This window comes from Pseudomonas sp., assembly GCF_030150285.1.
Taxonomy (GTDB): domain Bacteria; phylum Pseudomonadota; class Gammaproteobacteria; order Pseudomonadales; family Pseudomonadaceae; genus Aquipseudomonas.
In genome coordinates, this window is sequence record NZ_JASLGE010000077.1 from 87,301 (window position 1) to 106,863 (window position 19,563).

Annotated in this window: 16 protein-coding genes; 8 read left to right on the forward strand and 8 right to left on the reverse strand. The window is 58.5% G+C overall.

The annotated features are described in order from the left end of the window. Window positions 1-67: 67 nt before the first annotated feature. The 7 genes from dinG to Q1W15_RS17895 all read left to right on the forward strand — a co-directional run bounded on the left by dinG (window position 68) and on the right by Q1W15_RS17895 (window position 9,690). A complete protein-coding gene (gene dinG, locus Q1W15_RS17865) occupies window positions 68-2,212 on the forward strand; it encodes an ATP-dependent DNA helicase DinG (RefSeq protein WP_300730715.1) in 2,145 nt (714 codons plus the stop codon). A 93-nt stretch (window positions 2,213-2,305) separates the two neighbouring features. After that, window positions 2,306-4,657 carry a beta-galactosidase gene (locus Q1W15_RS17870; protein WP_300730716.1) on the forward strand — a complete coding sequence of 784 codons (2,352 nt, stop codon included), beginning with the start codon at window positions 2,306-2,308 and terminating at the stop codon, window positions 4,655-4,657. Window positions 4,658-4,771: 114 nt separating this feature from the next. Then, the gene (locus Q1W15_RS17875) at window positions 4,772-5,917 is read left to right on the forward strand and encodes a serine hydrolase domain-containing protein (RefSeq protein WP_300730717.1); all 1,146 of its coding nucleotides are present in this window, start codon (window positions 4,772-4,774) and stop codon (window positions 5,915-5,917) included. Between the two features lie 210 nt (window positions 5,918-6,127). Beyond that, window positions 6,128-7,273, forward strand: a complete 1,146-nt coding sequence (locus Q1W15_RS17880; protein ID WP_300730718.1) for a serine hydrolase domain-containing protein — start codon at window positions 6,128-6,130, stop codon at window positions 7,271-7,273. Between the two features lie 110 nt (window positions 7,274-7,383). After that, window positions 7,384-8,379: an OmpA family protein gene (locus Q1W15_RS17885; RefSeq protein ID WP_300730719.1), complete on the forward strand. Its 996-nt coding sequence runs from the start codon at window positions 7,384-7,386 to the stop codon at window positions 8,377-8,379. Window positions 8,380-8,402: 23 nt separating this feature from the next. Next, window positions 8,403-9,050: a pyridoxamine 5'-phosphate oxidase gene (gene pdxH / locus Q1W15_RS17890; protein WP_300730720.1), complete on the forward strand. Its 648-nt coding sequence runs from the start codon at window positions 8,403-8,405 to the stop codon at window positions 9,048-9,050. Window positions 9,051-9,225: 175 nt separating this feature from the next. Then, window positions 9,226-9,690 carry a glycine zipper 2TM domain-containing protein gene (locus Q1W15_RS17895; RefSeq protein WP_300730721.1) on the forward strand — a complete coding sequence of 155 codons (465 nt, stop codon included), beginning with the start codon at window positions 9,226-9,228 and terminating at the stop codon, window positions 9,688-9,690. Window positions 9,691-9,773: 83 nt separating this feature from the next. Here Q1W15_RS17895 and nhaA read toward each other — a convergent pair whose 3' ends face one another. The 4 genes from nhaA to Q1W15_RS17915 all read right to left on the reverse strand — a co-directional run bounded on the left by nhaA (window position 9,774) and on the right by Q1W15_RS17915 (window position 14,866). After that, window positions 9,774-10,955, reverse strand: coding sequence for a Na+/H+ antiporter NhaA (gene nhaA, locus Q1W15_RS17900; RefSeq protein ID WP_300730722.1), 1,182 nt, complete (start codon window positions 10,953-10,955; stop codon window positions 9,774-9,776). Between the two features lie 252 nt (window positions 10,956-11,207). Then, a complete protein-coding gene (locus tag Q1W15_RS17905; RefSeq protein ID WP_300730723.1) occupies window positions 11,208-12,818 on the reverse strand; it encodes an NAD(P)/FAD-dependent oxidoreductase in 1,611 nt (536 codons plus the stop codon). A 112-nt stretch (window positions 12,819-12,930) separates the two neighbouring features. Continuing rightward, window positions 12,931-13,602, reverse strand: a complete 672-nt coding sequence (locus Q1W15_RS17910; protein WP_300730724.1) for a hypothetical protein — start codon at window positions 13,600-13,602, stop codon at window positions 12,931-12,933. Between the two features lie 664 nt (window positions 13,603-14,266). Continuing rightward, window positions 14,267-14,866, reverse strand: coding sequence for a short chain dehydrogenase (locus tag Q1W15_RS17915; RefSeq protein WP_300730725.1), 600 nt, complete (start codon window positions 14,864-14,866; stop codon window positions 14,267-14,269). A 105-nt stretch (window positions 14,867-14,971) separates the two neighbouring features. Here Q1W15_RS17915 and Q1W15_RS17920 point away from each other — a divergent pair, with 105 nt between their 5' ends. Next, window positions 14,972-15,895 (forward strand): LysR family transcriptional regulator, encoded by a 924-nt coding sequence (locus tag Q1W15_RS17920; protein WP_300730726.1) that lies wholly within the window; start codon window positions 14,972-14,974, stop codon window positions 15,893-15,895. A 60-nt stretch (window positions 15,896-15,955) separates the two neighbouring features. Here Q1W15_RS17920 and Q1W15_RS17925 read toward each other — a convergent pair whose 3' ends face one another. The 4 genes from Q1W15_RS17925 to livH all read right to left on the reverse strand — a co-directional run. Then, window positions 15,956-16,657: an ABC transporter ATP-binding protein gene (locus tag Q1W15_RS17925; protein ID WP_300730727.1), complete on the reverse strand. Its 702-nt coding sequence runs from the start codon at window positions 16,655-16,657 to the stop codon at window positions 15,956-15,958. Continuing rightward, window positions 16,658-17,425 (reverse strand): high-affinity branched-chain amino acid ABC transporter ATP-binding protein LivG, encoded by a 768-nt coding sequence (livG, locus tag Q1W15_RS17930; protein WP_300730728.1) that lies wholly within the window; start codon window positions 17,423-17,425, stop codon window positions 16,658-16,660. It lies immediately after the preceding gene. Further along, a complete protein-coding gene (locus tag Q1W15_RS17935; RefSeq protein ID WP_300730729.1) occupies window positions 17,422-18,678 on the reverse strand; it encodes a high-affinity branched-chain amino acid ABC transporter permease LivM in 1,257 nt (418 codons plus the stop codon). Before Q1W15_RS17935 ends, livG begins: the two co-directional genes overlap by 4 nt. Continuing rightward, on the reverse strand, window positions 18,675-19,563 hold an 889-nt coding region (gene livH / locus Q1W15_RS17940; RefSeq protein WP_300730730.1), incomplete at its 5' end, for a high-affinity branched-chain amino acid ABC transporter permease LivH. The genes livH and Q1W15_RS17935, both read right to left, overlap by 4 nt.

Below are 19,563 nucleotides of genomic sequence, written 5' to 3' on the forward strand. Positions count from 1 at the left end.
AGCGGGGTATGATAGCGGCCATTCGAACCACTGAAAATTTATCCAGCGTTTTGCGCGCCCGAAAATCATGATTAGTAACGAACTCAAATCCCAGATCCAGGGCGCTTACTCGCGTTTTCTCGAAGCCAAGAGCCTCAAGCCGCGCTATGGCCAGCGTTTGATGATCGCTGAAGTGGCCAAAGTGCTGGGCGATATCGACACCGACGAAGAAAACCACCGCACTGGCGAACCAGCGGTGGTCGCCGTTGAGGCAGGCACCGGCACGGGCAAGACGGTGGCGTACAGCCTGGCAGCCATCCCGACCGCCAAGGCGGCGGGCAAACGGTTGGTGATCGCGACGGCGACTGTCGCGTTGCAAGAGCAGATCGTCTACAAGGACCTTCCTGACTTGATGCGCAACAGCGGGCTGAATTTCAGCTTTGCGCTGGCCAAGGGCCGCGGGCGTTATATGTGCCTGTCCAAACTCGACATGTTGCTGCAGGAAGGCCATGCGCAAACGGCGACGGCGCAGTTGTTCGAGGAAGAAGGTTTCAGGATCGAAGTGGACGAAGCCAGTCAAAAGTTGTTTACCAGCATGATCGAAAAGCTGGCGGGCAATAAGTGGGACGGCGACCGTGACAGCTGGCCCCAGGCCCTGGAAGACCAGGACTGGGCCCGCCTGACCACCGATCACAGCCAGTGCACCAGCCGCCATTGCCCCAACTTCGGCCAGTGTGCCTTTTATAAGGCCCGTGAAGGCATGGGCAAGGTCGACGTGATCGTCACCAACCACGACATGGTGCTGGCAGACCTCGCTCTGGGCGGCGGCGCGGTGTTGCCCGACCCGCGTGACACGCTCTATGTGTTCGACGAAGGCCATCACCTGCCAGACAAAGCCATCGGTCACTTTGCCCACTACACCCGGTTGCGTTCAACCGCCGACTGGCTGGAGCAAACCGCCAAAAATCTCACCAAGCTGCTGGCCCAACACCCGTTGCCTGGCGACCTGGGGCGTTTGCTGGAACAGGTGCCGGAACTGGCCAAAGAGATCAAGGCGCAGCAACAGTTCATGTTCCAGGCCTGCGAGCAAATCGCGGATTTCAAGGTCGGTGAGGAACCTGAAGGGCGCGAGCGCCCGCGTCATCGGTTCGTCGGGGGGCTGATCCCCGACCACCTGCGCGAGATGGGCATCGAGCTGAAAAAAGGCTTTTCACGGCTGACCGACTTGTTCACCCGGTTGACCGAGATCCTCAAGGACGGCATGGACGGCGAAGTCAATATTGGCATCACCAGCAATCAGGCCGAAGAGTGGTACCCGCTGTTTGGCAGCCTGTTGTCCCGTGCCCAGGGCAACTGGGAACTGTGGACCGCGTTCACCGTGGAAGACCCGGAAGATAACCCGCCCATGGCGCGGTGGTTGACCCTGGCTGAAAGCGGCACGCTGTTCGATATTGAAGTCAACGCCAGCCCCATCCTGGCGGCTGAAATGTTGCGCCGTAACCTGTGGAATGTGGCCTACGGCGCGCTGGTGACCTCAGCGACGCTCACGGCACTGGGCACCTTTGATCGCTTCCGTATGCGGGCCGGTCTGCCCAGAACGGCGGTGACGGCCGTGGTGCCGAGCCCGTTCCATCATGCTGATGCAGGTGTGTTGCGCGTACCGGACCTCAAGGCTGACCCGCGTGATGCCACGGCCCACACCGCCGCCATCATCCGTGATCTTCCAGGGTTGGTTGAAGGCTCACGGGGCACGCTGGTGCTGTTTTCGTCGCGCAAACAAATGCAGGACGTGTTCGACGGCCTGGAGCGCGATTGGCGCAAGCAAGTGTTTATCCAGGGCAACCTGTCCAAGCAGGAAACCCTTAACAAGCACAAGGCGCGGGTCGATGGCGGGGACTCCAGCGTGCTCTTCGGGCTGGCCAGTTTCGCAGAGGGTGTGGACTTGCCCGGCGCGTATTGTGAGCACGTGGTCATTGCCAAAATTCCTTTTTCGGTGCCCGACGATCCTGTTGAGGCGGCGCTGGCCGAGTGGATCGAAGCCCGCGGTGGCAACCCCTTCATGGAAATCTCGGTGCCCGATGCGTCGCTCAAGCTGGTCCAGGCCTGCGGACGACTGCTGCGCACTGAGCAGGACCGGGGCACTATCACGCTGCTGGATCGGCGTTTGGTCACCCAGCGCTACGGCAAGGCGATTCTGAACGCCTTGCCGCCTTTTCGCCGCGAAATATCTTAAGCGCATGCCGGCCTTTTCGCCGGCTTGGCTGTCTATGCTCTGACAATCACCACCTCACAGGCTTTTGCGGCCGTTTGGGAGACCTTGATTCATATGATTCGCCGTTCGCTGTCTGCTGTAATTGCGTTGCTGGTCACGACCCCGCTGTTGGCGGCGCCTGCCGGTCAACAAACCCTGTTCAACTTCGTTCGTCCTGCCGATGTGGTACAGGTGACGACCGTAGATGCGAGCTTGCCGCAATACAACGCGGAGCAAACGGCTGAAGGTGAAGTGCTGCGCCGTGTGACGTTCAGCCCGGCGGCTGCGCCGAGCCTGCGCTTAACCCCGCAGAGCGGCGTGTGGGACTGGTCGCAGTCCGGCATGATGACGCTGCGGGTGCAAAATGCGATGAGCTGGGCGCTCACCCTCGACGTGACCGTACAGAGCACCGATGGCAAGACCCTCACCAGCCGCATTGACCTACCGGCTGGCCCGGCGCAAACCCTGCTGTTGCCGTTGCAGGCCAATTCGGCGCACAGCCAGGGCATGCGCGCGGGGCCGCCCATGCCGATGACGCTTGATGGGCAACGTATCTTATTGGCCAACAGCCAGGGGGCGATTGATCGCAGCCAGGTGGCTTCGGTCACGGTATCGATCCCGGGCCCGAACGCGGCGCAAAGCATTTTGCTCGAACGTTTTGGTGTGCAGGACGGCGAAGGCGTGATCAAGGCGGTGTACGGCGCGATCGTGGACGGGTATGGCCAGTCCACTCGCGCCAAGTGGCCCGAGCGTGTCAGCACCGATGAACAACTCAAGGCGGGGGCCGCCAAAGAGCAACAACAACTCAAAGACTGGCGGGTCAAGCAGCCAGATCTGGACGCATACGGCGGCTGGCTCAAAGGCCCTGTGTTTGAGGCCAGTGGTTTTTTCCGGAGCGAAAAGCGCCATGGCCGCTGGTATCTGGTCACCCCCGACGGTCACCCGTTTTACTCACTGGGCCTGAACGCCGTAACGGCCAACGACAGTCAGACCTACGTGGCCGGGCGTGAATGGATGTTCACCGACTTGCCGGCGGATGGCGCGCCGCTGGCCGGGTATTACGGCTCATCGAACCACAACAATGGTAATGGGGCTTCGCAGGGGCGCGGTTTCAATGCCGGGCGCTGGTACAACTTCTATGGTGCCAACCTGCAGCGGATCTACGGCCAGCCCTGCACGGTGCCCGACGCGCAGCAGGCCGTTGAGTCTGCCAGGCCGTGTGCAACCGAAGCTTTCGATGCCAAACGCTGGCAGACCCACACTCTTGATCGCCTGCAAGCCTGGGGTTTTAACACCATTGGCAACTGGAGCGACCCGGAACTGGGCCTCAATGATCGCGTGCCTTACACCTTGCCGCTGTCGATTGTCGGTGATTACACCAGCATCAGTACTGGTACAGATTGGTGGGGCGGCATGCCGGACCCGTTTGACCCGCGCTTTGCCATGGCCACTGAACGCGCCGTGGCCATTGCTGCCCGCGATCATCGTGATGACCCGTGGTTGATTGGCTATTTCGCAGATAACGAGCTGGCATGGGCCGGTCCCGGGGATGATCCGAAATCACGCTATGCCCTGGCCTTCGGCACGTTGAGAATGACCACCGACGTACCGGCCAAACGTGCCTTCCTCAAGCAATTGCGCGACAAATACCGTAACCAGCAAGGCCTGTCCAAAGCTTGGGGCGTGGATATTCCCGCGTGGGAATTGATGGAAGACCCAGGTTTTGAGGCACCTTTGCCCAGTGCCGAACACCCGGAAATCGAAGCGGATTACCAGTATTTCCAAAAAGTGTTCGCCGACACTTACTTCAAGACCATCTCGGATTCGTTGAAATGGCATGCCCCGAATCATTTGTTGCTGGGCGGCCGCTTTGCCGTGAGTACTCCAGAGGCTGTGCGTTCGTGTGCGCAGTACTGCGATGTGCTGAGCTTCAACTTCTATACCCTCCAGCCACAGGATGGTTACGATTTTGCCGCGCTGCGTGACCTGGACAAGCCGGTCATGATTACCGAGTTCAACTTCGGCTCCCGCGACCGTGGTCCGTTCTGGGGCGGAGTCACCGAGGTGGCCAATGAAGAAGCGCGTGGCCCGGCCTATGCCCGGTTTCTCAAGCAAGCCGTCGCCGAGCCATCAATTGTCGGCGTGCACTGGTTCCAGTACCTGGATCAACCGGTTACCGGCCGTTTGCTGGACGGGGAAAACGGTCACTTCGGTCTGGTCGGCATCACGGACTTGCCGTTTAACGGGTTTGTCGAGAGTGTTCGCAAAACCAACCTCAATACCCTTCAACAATTGGGTCAGGAAGCCGCCAAGGCACAGGTTGAAACCGAGCAGGCGATCAAGGCGGCCCGGCAAACCCCTGAAGATGGCAACAGTGCCAGCTCTGGCGGGGGCCATGCGGGTGGCCACTCAGGCAAGGGGCACTGATAGCCCACAAAAAGTGATCTGCGACAATACAGTTCGTCGTTAACCGCGGCAGCGGGCTGTGCTTTTAGTGTTCTTTGTCTAAGGTGACTCCCTTAACTGAAAGGAGTCTTCGACATGGAAGCGAAAGGCACGTGTGTAAGTGGGTTCGAAGCCGTTCAGCAGGCCTTTGAGTCAATCTTTGATGATCCCCAGGAGCGCGGGGCGGGTATTTGTGTGCAAGTGGGTGGCGAGACCGTGGTGGATCTGTGGGCGGGCGTAGCGGACTTCGAACGTCAAAAGCCTTGGGGCCATGACACCCTTGTTAATGCGTATTGCACGATAAAACCCTTTACCGCCGTGGCGACCTTGATGCTGGTAGAGCAGGGCAAACTGGAACTGGATGTGCCTGTGGCCCGTTACTGGCCTGAGTTTGCCCAGGGCGGCAAGGATCAGGTCACCTTGCGCCAGGTGTTGTCACATACCTCGGGGTTGCCAGCCCTGCGCCTGCCAAACAGAACCCCCACCATGTACGACTGGCATGAGATGGCCGCCATCCTGGCGGCTGAGCCACAGTGGTGGCAGCCCGGAACTGACCTGGGTTACGGTGCCACGACCTATGGTTGGATCCTCGGCGAGCTGATCCGTCGGGTGGAAGGCCAAGAGCCGTGTGACTTTATTCGCGAGAAAATCTCGCAGCCCAACGGGCTGGAAGTCCACATGGGCGTCGAGGAGCAGCACTTTCATCGTATTGCCGGCTTTGATCGGGCTGAAGGGCGGCAGGGTGATCAATATGCGGTAGACCTTCGCAAGGTCATCGTCAATGAACCTGAGCACGTGGCAACGCTTGCGTTTACCAACCCGAACGTGGGCCCCGGTCAAACGTCGGATCCTCGATGGTGGGCCTACCGCCAGCCCGGTGTGAATGGTCACGGAACCGCCCATGGGCTGGCCGGTTTTTACAGTGCGCTGCTGGGCGGGCGATTGATCGGCCCAGAGCTGTTAAGTGAGTTTACTCAGGAGCACAGCAATGGCATGGACCGTACACTGTTGCGGCCCATGCGCTACGGGCTGGGCTGCATGATGGAGCAACCGGCTGATCCAGGGGCTTCGTTCGGTATGGGCAGCCGCGTGTTTGGCCATGTCGGGCTGGCCGGCCCGGTGGGTTTTGCTGACCCGGACCGGAATGTGAGCTTTGGCTTTGTGACCACCACAATGGGTAGCCATGTGCTCATGGATCCGCGTGCGAAAAAACTGGCCACGCTGGTTTACGCTGCGCTTTGATGGCCTGAGAAAAAGCAGGTGTGATGCTCGTCACACCTGTTTTCCCTGCACCCGTTTCACAAAATCTACACCCTCACCCTGTTACTTTCTGTCATATGGCCCCAATGCACATAAATTGTGCGTCTGGAGTGGTTTGCTCTGTTTCAAAATTTGACAGGGACTGGAACAATGCACGCCTTGTATAGCCAAGCGTGATCCAGGAGGGTAGGGGTGCAGATTCAAGGGTTTTATGACCTTCAATTCGAAACCGTGCGCGATGCGTTTGCTGATCTGTTCAACGATCCGCAAGAGCGTGGTGCAGCCCTGTGCATTCAGATCGGTGGCGAGACGGTTATCGACCTGTGGGCCGGAACCGCTGACAAGGACGGTACGCAGGCATGGCACTCGGACACGATCGTCAATCTGTTCTCCTGTACCAAAACCTTTACCGCCGTTGCGGCGCTGCAATTGGTGGAAGAGGGCAAGCTGGCGCTGGATGTACCGGTTGCTCGTTACTGGCCTGAGTTCGCGGCCGCTGGCAAGGAGACCATCACCTTGCGGCAGTTGCTTAGCCACCGTGCCGGCTTGCCTGCACTGAGGCAACTGATGCCTGCCACGGCTTTGTATGAGTGGCAAACGATGGTGCAAGCGTTGGCGGCTGAAGCACCCTGGTGGACGCCCGGACAAGGCCATGGTTATGCCGCGATCACTTATGGCTGGCTGGTGGGCGAGTTGATCAAACGGGCCGACGGGCGTAGCCCCGGGCAATCGATCGTAGCGCGCACCGCTACACCGCTGAGCCTGGACTTTCATATAGGCCTGGCAGACGGCGAATTTGAGCGGGTGGCGCACATTGCCCGCAGCAAGGGCAACCTGGGCGATGAAGCGGCTCAGCGCTTGCTCAGGGCGATGATGAATGAACCGATGTCCATGAGCACCCGGGCATTCACCAATCCACCGTCTATCATGACCAGCACCAATAAACCGGAGTGGCGGCGGATGGAGCAGCCAGCCGCCAATGGTCACGGTAATGCCCGTAGCCTGGCGGGTTTTTACAGCGGTTTACTGGACGGTCAATTGCTTGAAGCCGAGATGCTTGAGCAATTGACCCGCGAACACAGCGCTGGAGAGGATAAAACCTTACTGACCCCAACACGTTTCGGCTTGGGCTGCATGCTGGACCAGCCGGACAGGCCCAACGCGACCTTTGGCCTCGGGCCTCAGGCATTTGGCCATCCGGGGGCCGGTGGTTCAATCGGCTTTGCCGACCCCGAGCGTGACGTGGCTTTCGGGTTCGTGACGAACACCCTGGGGCCTTATGTTTTGATGGACCCTCGTGCCCAAAGCCTGGTCAAGGTCTTGGCGCAGTGTTTGTAATCGGGTATTTGTAGGTCATAGGTCGGAACCTTGTAGCTTTTATCTCTTCAATACGTTTTTTTATGTAGGCATAGTGCCCCTTTATTCTTAATTCATTGTGTGGATATTCAATGTCATCTAATAAGACCCTCGCCCTGGCGCTTTGCCTGGTTATTACCGGTTGCGCGCAAACCCCACAGAATGATGCCGACAGCGGCCATAAATGGTGGCAGTTTGGTTCTTCGGATCAGGCATCGAGCCCTAAAGATAAAAGCGTCGCTGACGCCTCAAAACCTGCGGACACTAAACCCGTGGCCAAGGCAGCGACCCCGGCTCCTGCGGTAAAAGCAACGTCCGAAAAGAACTGGTGGTGGCCGTTTGGTGGCAACGATAAAGACACCAAGGCTACGACCGTGGGTGTGATTCCGATGCCGGATCCGAAAATCACTCAGGCCTGGCTGGATGAATATGAGCCTCGCCTGCGTGTCGCGATCAAGGATACGAACCTGCAACTGGAGCGCCGCGAGAACTTGTTGGTGATTGTGGCCTCTGCCGACAGCTCGTTCAAAGCGACCCGTCCGGACTTGCTGATGCCTGCGATGCTGGGGCCCTTTACCCGCGTGGCAAAAGTGGTTGAAGGCGATCCAAAAACGGCCGTGTTGGTACTGGGTCATGCCGACTCTTCAGGCACCATGGCCGCCAATACCCGTTTGAGCCTTGACCGCGCCAAGTCGGTGGCCGCGATTTTTCGCATGAGCGGCCTTGAAAGCAATCGTCTGACCCTGCGTGGCATGGGGTCTGTCATGCCGCGCGCGGCCAACGACAGTAACGAGGGGCGCTCGCTCAACCGCCGAGTCGAAATCATGATGACTCAGCAAGCAACGATGGTGGCGCTGGTGAGCAAGTACAGCCAGCCGGCCCTGTCGCCAGCCGATCTGGTCGCTGTTCAGCCCGCCGTCGCGCCTTCTGATGCCAAAAAGGCTGCCGCGCCTGCCAAGAAATCGGCTGTCGCCAAAAACACAGCACCGGCCAAAAAAGCCGTGAAAAAGACCCCGGCCAAAAAAACGGTCGTGGCTAAAGAAGCAGCACCGAAAAAAGTTGCAGCAAACGATCAGACCAAGAACTGATTGATTCAGGGAAGGAGTGCGTCATGACCCAAGCGCTGGCTGATATGCGCCGTGATTACACCCGCGATGGACTGGCCGAAGATCAGGCTCCGGCTGAGCCCTTTGCACTGTTTCATCGGTGGTTCAGCGACGCCGTCAAAACCGAGCAGCCCCCTGTCGAGGCGAATGCCATGACGTTGGCTACGGTGGATGATGAGGGGCGGCCGCATTGCCGGGTGTTGTTGCTCAAGGGGCTGGATGAGCAGGGTTTTACCTTCTTCACCAATTACACCAGCGCCAAGGGCGAGCAATTGGCGGCCAGGCCCTTTGCCGCCATGACGTTTTTCTGGCCGACCCTGGAGCGTCAGGTGCGCATTGAAGGCGACGTGGTGAAAGTGACGGCACAAGAGTCTGATGCGTACTATCAGGTTCGCCCCCTGGGCAGCCGAATCGGTGCTTGGGCTTCGCCGCAAAGCCAGGTGATTGCCAACCGTGAGGCCTTGAGCGAATTGCTCAAGGCCACGCAAGAGCGCTTCACTGACACCCAACCGCATTGCCCCGACCATTGGGGCGGTTACCGATTGCTGCCCCGGCGCATTGAATTCTGGCAGGGTCGCCCCAGCCGCCTGCATGATCGATTGAACTACCGGCGTGAAGGGGCGCAGTGGGTCCGTGAGCGCCTGGCCCCCTGAAGCAGGGCTACAATCCTGTGGTTAAGCGCTACCCTTTACAAACGTTCTTGAGCGGTTGTCAGCGTTGCGTTGGCTGTACAGCCGCTGAATAAAGCCAACATTATTCACGCCGTGCGGTGACAGACTTCTGGTTGCGGCGTCTAATGAAAAACTGTTTTTTTGTGGAGTTGATCCTATGCGTAAATCCGTACTGCTAGTTGCTGCTTTTTCGACCCTGTCCGTCCTGTTGGGTGGCTGCACATCGAACTTGACGGGTGACTCATATTCGCGTGATGAAGCGCGCCGCGTTCAGACCGTTCGCATGGGGACCATCGTTGCCTTGCGTCCTGTACAAATTGAAGGCACCAAGACCCCAATCGGCGCGGCCACCGGTGCCGTCATCGGGGGTGTGGGCGGCAGCGCCATTGGCGGTGGCCGTGGCAGCATCGTAACGGCCGTTATCGGTGCCGTTGCCGGTGGTTTGCTGGGTTCGGCCGCCGAGTCGGGCCTGACCAAAACCCAAGGTGTTGAGATCACCGTGCGTGAAGACGATGGCAGCACCCGTGCTTATGTTCAGCAGGTTGAGCCAAACCAAGTGTTCCGGGTTAACGAGCGTGTACGCATCATGACCGTTGATGGCACCAGCCGCGTAACCCAGTAACTCCGGGTTCAGCGCCAAAACAAAACCCCGGCCAGTTCGCACTGGCCGGGGTTTTGTTTTTAGCACCGATTAAAGCGGCGGGGTTACGCCGCCTGCTGCTTGCGGCTGAAGAACGCGGTCACGGCATAGCCGATCAGGGCCGCGAGTATCGAGCCGGTCAGGATGCCCATTCGGTCCATGCCGACGTAATCGCTGCTACCCGGTACAAACGCCAGCGAGCCGACGAACAGGCTCATGGTGAAACCGATCCCGCACAAGATGGCCACGCCTAACACCTGGCCCCAGTTGGCACCCGCTGGCAGAGCAGCCAGGCCGGTTTTGATCGCAATCCACGTCAAGCCAAATACGCCCACGGTTTTGCCGATCAGCAAGCCTGCGGCAATCCCCAGTGGAACGTGATGGGTGAAACTGTGCAGGTCGACACCGGTAAGCGAAACGCCCGCATTGGCAAAGGCAAATAGCGGCAAGATCCCGTAAGCCACCCAAGGGTGCAAGGCATGTTCGATGCTGAGCAGGGGCGAGCGCTCGGCGTTCTGGGTGCGCAGCGGAATGCAGAATGCCAGGGTGACGCCCGCCAGCGTGGCGTGTACGCCACTTTTAAGCACGCACACCCACAGAATCAGGCCGATGATCATATACGGCGCGATTTTTACCACGCCCATGCGGTTCATCAGGATCAGCGCCACGAGGCAAGCCGCTGCCAGCAGGAGTGAAATTCCGGACAATTCGCTGGAGTAGAACACCGCAATTACGATGATGGCCCCCAGATCGTCGATGATCGCCAGTGTCATCAGGAACAGTTTCAGGGAGACCGGCACGCGCTTGCCCAGCAATGCCAGTACGCCAAGGGCAAAGGCGATGTCGGTAGCCATCGGGATCGCCCAGCCATCCAGTGCGTCGGGGTAGTCTTTGTTCAGGTACCAGTAAATCAGCGCCGGTACCACCATTCCGCCAATGGCCGCGGCACCCGGCAGTACGACCTGCGAGGGCTTGGACAAGTGGCCTTCAAGCAGTTCACGCTTGACCTCCAGGCCGATCAGTAAAAAAAACAGAGCCATCAGACCGTCGTTGATCCACAGCAGCGACGGCTTGGCAATGTTCAGTGCGCCGATCTGTACGGCGACCGGCACGTCCAGAAACGCGGCGTAATAGTGGGACAGCGGTGAGTTATTGATGATAAGGGCCAGCGCTGCTGCTGCAATCAACAACAGCCCACTGGCAGCTTCCATCTGAAAGAAACGGGTGAAAGTGCTACGCAGAGGCAAAGTGGCTCTCCATCGAATCAGTAAAAGGTGCGACACCCTAACCTGTGTGGATAGGCGTTAAAACAAAAACTATATTCTTTTTCGTTATAAGCGCGTGCGCGAAAAGACCGCTGGCGAACATGGCAGGTGTGTATCTAAATACGTCTAAATTGGGCGGTAAGCCAGCGCGGCAAGACGAGCGTGTAGGCGACTCAGACAGCACGGCGATTTTGCCCTGAAGCCGTGTTGTCTGAATCGCCAATCCGCGTGCGCTTACGCTTCGATACCCAGAATGTCACGGGCCACGGCTTCGGCGATGCGAATGCCGTCGACGCCTGCCGACAGAATACCGCCCGCATAACCAGCACCTTCGCCGGCGGGGAACAAGCCTTTGACATTGAGGCTTTGCATTGACGCGTCGCGGGTCATGCGCAGCGGCGAGGAGGTGCGGGTTTCAATGCCGGTCAAGATAGCGTCATGCATCGAGAAGCCTTTAATCTGCTTCTCGAAGGCAGGCAACGCTTCGCGAATGGCTTCAATGGCGAAATCCGGCAAGGCCAGCGCCAAATCACCCAAGGCAACGCCCGGCTTATAGGACGGCTCAACGCTGCCCAGAGCCGTGGACGGTTTGCCCGCAATAAAGTCCCCGACCAACTGCGCCGGGGCTTCGTAGTTGCTGCCACCCAGCACGTAAGCGTGGGCTTCCAGGCGTTCTTGCAACTCGATACCGGCTAATGGCCCGCCCGGGTAGTCTTCCGGGGTGATGCCCACCACGATGCCGGAGTTGGCATTGCGTTCGTTACGCGAATACTGGCTCATGCCGTTGGTGACAACGCGGCCCGGCTCGCTGGTTGCGGCGACCACAGTGCCGCCTGGGCACATGCAGAAGCTGTAGACCGAACGGCCATTTTTGGCGTGGTGCACCAATTTGTAGTCGGCGGCTCCCAACTTCGGGTGGCCGGCGTATTTGCCCAAACGAGCGCTGTCGATCAGCGATTGCGGGTGTTCAATACGGAAGCCCACCGAAAACGGCTTGGCCTCCATGTACACACCACGGTCGTGCAGCATACGGAAGGTGTCACGGGCACTATGGCCCAGCGCCATGATTACGTGGCGGGCGTTCAGTTGCTCACCGTCGGCCAACATCACACCGGTCAGTTGGCCGTTGTCGATCAGTACGTCGGTGACGCGTTGCTGGAATCGCACTTCGCCGCCGAGTGCTTCGATCTGCTGGCGCATGTTTTCGACCACGCCCGTCAGACGGAACGTACCGATATGCGGCTTGCTGACATAGAGGATCTCGTCTGGCGCACCGGCTTTGACAAACTCGTGCAGCACTTTGCGGCCGTGGTGCTTCGGATCCTTGATCTGGCTGTAGAGCTTACCGTCGGAAAACGTACCTGCGCCGCCTTCGCCAAATTGGACGTTGGACTCGGGGTTCAAGACGTTTTTACGCCACAGCCCCCATGTGTCCTTGGTGCGCTGGCGTACTTCGGTGCCGCGCTCCAGAATGATGGGCTTGAACCCCATTTGGGCCAGCAACAGCCCGGCAAAAATGCCGCAGGGGCCAAAGCCGACCACAATCGGGCGCTCCGGGAGATCGTGCGGTGCCTGGCCGACGACTTTGTAGCTGACATCGGGTGCGGTATTGACGTTGCGGTCATCAGCAAATTTGAGCAGCAACGACGCTTCGTCACGCGCACTCAAGTCGATGGTGTAGATGAAGCATAATTCGGAGGTTTTTTTACGCGCATCGTAGCTGCGTTTGAACAAGGTGAAATCGAGCAGATCATCGTTGGCGATGCCCAGGCGTTGCACGATGGCAGTGCGCAGGTCTTCTTCGGGATGGTCGATCGGCAGCTTGAGTTCAGTGATTCGTAACATGACGGTGTCCAGTATCGGGGCCAGGTAAACCCTGGCAGCCTAGACCGGTCATTATAAGCGGCTTGGGACCTGTTCTGTCAGGTCCCGGATGCACTGCATTGAATATGGGCGATCAATCGTTACGGGCACCGCCGAAATAACCACAGCCGCGTTGCACTTGGCCGTTGACCCGCAACTCGGCACTCAGATGCTGAACGCTACCGTCAGCGGTGTCCGTGCATCTTTGCGGAGCCACCCACAGCTCAATGCGCTGGTTGTTGGCCTCTGTAGACAGGCTGTACCGTCCGTCGCCAACTTGCTCTTCAACGTACGGCAGCGCCAGTTGTGGCTGGCCTTCGCGATTCAGGACAAGGCCCTTGCCGTTGGCTTGAAGGCTCCAGGTCGGATGGCTACCGCTGGCGTGTAGGGTCACTTGCTTGAAGTTCGGGTCTTTGCAGGCCGAGCGGCTGCGCTCCAGGCGATAGAGCTGCTGCACTTCAACCTCGCCAGTGGTTCCAGGGATTTTGCCGGTCACGAAGCGGCCACGAATATCGGCAAACAAGGCCCCGGACTTGGCTGGCATGTCCGTAGCGTCTTGCACGAGGGAGGTCGTGGCGCTATCACGCACGTCATAGCGCTGTTGGCCGACACAGGGTTCGAACACCCACTGACCATTGTGCTGAACCAGCTCGCCTTGCAGGCGGCTTTGGCCGCCGAGGGTGTCAGCGGGTGGGCTGGTGAACATTTGACAGCCCGCAAACACGGGCAGCAACGCGAGCAAGGCAAAGGAACGGGCAACACGCATCATTGGGACTCCTGACTGAAGTCGCCACGTTACTGACGCACGCGGATCATCACAAGGGGTAAGCGAAAAGGCTCTTTACCCACCCCCAAACCGTAGGAGGGGCCGCCCCGTCTACGACGCCGCACTGTCGTGCAGCAACCCTATCCATTGCAGCGGTCACGGCCACTTAAGGTTCCTGACTCTACAAGATCAAAAACCAGATCAAAAGATCACGAGCAAGCTCGTTCCCACAAACTCCGCCATCTGTAGGAGCAGCCGGTCGACGCTCGATTGCTCGCGATCTTTTGATCTTTAAAAGCGGTGCCGCCCCGTCTTCGGCTTATCCATTGCTGCGGTCACGGCCACTTGCGGTTCCGGCTTTACGCCGTGCCACTTTGAAAAGCGCAAAGTGGCCAAACGCTCATGCCCCTACCACTCGGTGCCTCGCTGTGGCTCGGCATGCCCTCACCACAGGCTTTGCTCCGTGGGCACGCCGCGATCGGCCGTCCTTGGCCGTGTCGCGGCTAACCCGGCGTCCTGCCGGGTTACCCACTGCGCAAAACCTGCGTTCGGCCAGTGTGGTTTAAGGGGGCCCTTGGATCAAAAGCCAGATCAAAAGCAGGTAGGCGTTCACCTGCGGCTACAAGAGAGCGCTTACAAAAAAAATCCTGTATCAGATTCTCGGTTACCCGACTTGAAAGTTTTGCCCGGTCTGCAGGCCTTCAACACTTTTTGCGTAGGCCAGCGCCACGTCGGCTCCGGATACAGGTTTAAATCCACGGAAGTAGGGCGCGTAATGCCCCATCGCTTCTTGCAGCACGGTCGGGCTGACGGAGTTCACCCGTAGCCCGCGCGGCAGTTCAATGGCTGCTGCTTTGACAAAACCGTCCAGCGCAGCATTGACCAGCGCCGCAGAACTGCCAGTGCGAATAGGCTCACGGTTGAGTACGCCGCTGGTCAAGGTGAACGATGCGTTGTCGTTGGCGTATTCACGGCCGATCAGCAGCAGATTGATTTGCCCCATCAGTTTGTCTTTTAAGCCCAGTTCGAAGTCGTGTTCGCTCATCTCGGCCAGTGGCACGAAATTCACGTTACCTGCCGCGCAGATCAAGGCATCGAAGCGCCCGGTTTTTTCAAACAGAGCGCGAATCGAGGCGCTGTCGCTGATATCGACCTGAAAGTCGCCGCTCGTGCGGCCAATACGCACGATGTCATGTCGCGGCGACAGTTCGTGATCAATGGCCGAGCCGACAGTACCGTGAGCGCCAATCAACAGGATTTTCATCGCAGTGTTCCTTGGGTGAGGGGGGATGGGGTCAGTGTAGGACTGGTTTTTGGGCGCGATAAGCGCAGTAATAGGCAACCTTTGGTTTTTATATGGAAACAATCCATGAGTGAAATGGATGATTTGGCAGCGTTCGCGGTACTGATCGACGCGGGAAGCTTCACCCTGGCGGCTCAGCAATTGGGCTGCAGCAAGGGCCAATTGTCCAAGCGCATCAGCCAGTTGGAGGCGCAGTATTCAGTGGTGCTGTTGCACCGCACTACTCGCCGCCTGAGCCTGACCCCAGCGGGTGCTGCCTTGCTGCCGCAAGCACGGGCGTTGGGGGTTCAAGTGGAACGTGCGCGTCAGGCGCTGGCGCGGCTCAATGACGATATGGAAGGGCCGGTGCGAATGACCGTGCCGGTTTCCTTGGGTGAGACCTTCTTCGATGCTTTGCTGCTTGAATTTTCCCACGCTTACCCGAACGTACAGATTGAGCTGGAGCTCAACAACCGCTACCGCGACATGATCCGTGACGGGTTTGATCTGGCGATCCGCTCGCAGGTCAGCGACCACGAACGGCTGGTGGCCCGGCCTGTGTTGAGCTGGCATGAAATGACCTGTGCCAACCCGGCCTACCTTGAGCAGTTCGGTGAGCCGACGTCACCTGCGCAATTGGCTGAACATCGTTGTTTGCTCAATAGCCATTACCTCGACCGAGAGCAATGGCACTACCACCAGCGGCATGAACTGCACCGGGTAAGGGTTTCGGGATCGTTTGCCAGCAACCACTACAGCTTGCTGAAAAAGGCCGCTGTGATCGGCGCAGGGATCGCGCGTTTGCCGTCTTACATGGTTCAGGCCGAGCTGGCGGACGGGCGATTACGCGGCTTGTTACGTGACTATCACACCCGCAGCCACCCGATGTACCTGGTTCACCCGTATCAAGGCGGGTTGCCCAAGCGCACGCAGGTGTTGGCCGATTACCTGACGGGGTGGTTTGAGCGCAGTGCGCAACCGACTGACTCGTTCAAATCAAATCAGGGGTGATTTTGATGGCTGTGCACCAACAAAAAACGGCCCCGAAGGGCCGTTTGTAGCGCGGGCAGATTAACCGCCCAGGTAAGCGTCGCGAACTTTTGGATCGTTGAGCAGTTGCTCGCCGGTGCCTTGCATCACGACCCGGCCGTTCTCCAGCACATAGGCGCGGTCTGCAATTTTCAATGCCTGGTTGGCGTTTTGCTCCACCAGGAACACGGTCACGCCTTCACTTCGCAGTTGTTCGATGATGTCGAAAATCTGCTGGATGATGATCGGTGCCAAACCCAGTGAGGGTTCATCGAGCAACAACAGCTTGGGTTTGCTCATTAGCGCGCGGCCGATGGCAAGCATCTGCTGTTCACCACCAGACATCGTGCCGCCGCGCTGGTTAAAGCGCTCTTTCAGGCGCGGGAAAAGGTGCAAGACCTTGTCCATTTGTTCCTGGTAGTCGTTTTTTTCGGTGAAAAAGCCGCCCATGGCGAGGTTTTCTTCCACCGTCAAACGGGCAAATACCCGACGGCCTTCAGGCACGACAGCGATGCTTTTGCGCATGATCTGAGCAGAGGTCAACCCCACCAGTTCTTCACCCAAATAACGAATGCTGCCGCTGCTGGCTTGTGGTGAGCCGCACAATGTCATCATCAAGGTCGATTTGCCGGCCCCGTTGGCACCGATCAGGGTCACGATTTCTCCCTGACGAACCTCCACGTTGACGCTGTGCAAAGCCTGGATCTTGCCGTAGAAGGTCGAGACGTTTTCAAATTGCAACATTTACGCTTCCCCCAAATAGGCTTTGATCACTTCAGGGTTATCGCGGATCTGCTCCGGTGTCCCGTCGGCCAAAGGTGTGCCTTGGTTGATCACCACGATATGGTCGGAGATGCTCATGACCAGTTTCATGTCGTGCTCAATCAACAGCACGGTGGCGTTGTGCTCGTTACGCAACACACTGATCAGCGCTTTGAGGTCGTCGGTTTCCTTGGGGTTAAGCCCGGCGGCCGGTTCGTCGAGCATCAGGATGCGCGGGCGCGTCATCATGCAGCGGGCGATTTCCAGGCGTCGTTGCTGTCCGTAGGCCAGAGTCCCGGCCGGGCGGTTAGCGAATTCGGTCAGGTTGACCTTGTCCAGCCAATACGCGGCATATTCCATGGCCTCACGCTCGCTTTTACGAAACGCCGGGGTTTTGAACAGGCCAGCCAGGAAGTTGGTATTAAGGTGACGGTGCTGGGCAATCAGCAGGTTTTCAATGGCGGTCATGTCTTTGAACAGGCGCACGTTCTGGAACGTGCGAACCACGCCCTTACGCGCAATTTCATGACCCGCCAACCCTTCAATTGACTCGCCATCAAGCACGATGCTGCCCGCCGACGGTTTGTAGAAACCGGTCAGGCAGTTGAAGACGGTGGTTTTGCCGGCACCGTTAGGGCCGATCATGGACACCACCTGTTTTTCCTTGACGGTCAGGCCCACGCCATTCACCGCCAACAAGCCGCCAAAGCGCATGCTCAGGCCGCTGACTTTCAGTATCTCGCGGCTCATTTTCGCAGCTCCAGGTGAGGACGTTGCATCGGTAGCAGACCTTGTGGGCGCCAGATCATCATCAGCACCATCAGGGCACCGAACAGCAGCATGCGGTACTCACTGAAGTCACGCATCAACTCAGGCAACAGGATCATCACCACCGCCGCGAGAATCACACCCAGTTGCGAGCCCATACCGCCCAGTACCACGATCGCCAGAATGATCGCCGATTCAAGGAAGGTGAACGATTCGGGTGTGACCAGGCCTTGGCGTGCGGCAAAGAAGCTACCGGCGAACCCTGCGAAAGTGGCCCCCAAGGTGAAGGCTGACAGCTTGATAACTGTCGGATTCAAGCCCAAGGCACGGCAGGCGATTTCGTCTTCACGCAAGGCTTCCCACGCACGACCAATGGGCATGCGCAGAAGACGGTAGATGACGAACAGCACGATCAGGACCAGCACCAGTGCAATCAGGTACAGGAAAATCACCTTGTTGATCGAGTTGTATTCAATGCCGAAGTACTCGTGAAAGGTCTGCATGCCTTCAGCGGCCGTTCTGTCGAAGCTAAGACCGAAGAGGGTAGGCTTGGGGATGTTGCTGATGCCGTTGGGGCCACCGGTGATGTCCGTCAGGTTGCGCAGGAACAGACGGATGATCTCACCAAAGCCCAGCGTCACGATGGCCAGGTAGTCACCGCGCAGGCGTAGCACCGGGAAGCCCAGCAGAAACCCGAACGTGGCCGCCATCAGGCCCGCGATTGGCAGGCACACCCAAAAGCTGAACCCGAAGTAGTGAGCGAGCAACGCATAGGTGTAGGCACCCACGGCGTAGAAGCCTACATAACCGAGGTCAAGCAGACCGGCCAGGCCGACAACGATGTTCAGGCCCAGGCCCAGCATCACGTAAATCAGGATCAGCGTGGCAATGTCAACCGCGCCGCGCGAGCCATAGAACGGCCAGATCAGTGCAACCACTATCAGTCCCAGAATGATCCAGCGTTGTGTGCTGGGCAGCGTCAGGAAGTTGGTCGCTTTGGCCGGGACTTTTGGCAGGTTGGGCGAGGCTTTCAAGGCCGCGCTCAGTTGATCGTGGAACAGGACGCGAAGGAACATCAGCAACGAGCAGATGGCGATCAGGGCCAGTGTCAGGGGGCTGGTGTTGTGGACTTCGATGTTGATGCCGACGATAGTCAGTTTCAGACCGAGTACGGGATAGGCCACGGCCCAGACCAGCAGGGCGCTGAAGAGCGCCGACTTAAGATTCCTAGTCATACTTTTTCAATCTCCGGACGTCCCAGAATGCCGGTCGGACGGAACAGCAGCACCAACACCAGCAAACCAAAAGCCACTACGTCTTTGTATTGATCGCCGAAGATATCAGCACCAAAGGCTTCGGCTACACCGAGCACCAGGCCGCCGAGCATCGCACCCGGAATACTGCCGATACCGCCCAGTACCGCCGCGGTAAAGGCTTTGAGGCCTACCAGGAAGCCGGACCCGGGGTTGATCACACCGTATTGAACGCTGATCAGAACGGCCGCAACGGCGGCCAGCGCGGCACCGATCACGAACGTCAATGCAATCACATTGTTGGTATTGATACCCAGCAGGTTGGCCATCTTCATGTCTTCGGCGCAGGCGCGGCAAGCGCGGCCCAGGCGTGAGCGGGAGATGAACAGGGTAAGGCCGAGCATGGCCAGGAACGTGACGATGAATACTACGATTTGCATGTAGGAAACAACGACTTCGCTTGCACCGCCTGGCCCGAAGGTGAAACCACCCGGGATCAGGTTGGGGATCGACTTGTCTTTGGAGTCCTGAGACAGGAGCACCATGTTTTGCAGGAAGATCGACATGCCGATGGCGGAAATCAAAGGGATTAGACGGTTACTGCCGCGCAAGGGACGGTAAGCCACCCGTTCGATGCTGTAGCCGTAAGAACTGGTGACCACGATGCTGGCGATAAACGCCCCGGTCAGCAGTAACGGCACGCTGTCCAGACCCATCATGGTCAAGCCGGCGATGGCGATAAACGCAATGTAGGAACCAATCATGTACACCTCGCCATGGGCGAAGTTGATCATTCCAATAATGCCGTAAACCATCGTATAGCCGATGGCGATCAGGGCATACGTGCTGCCAACGTTGAGGCCGTTA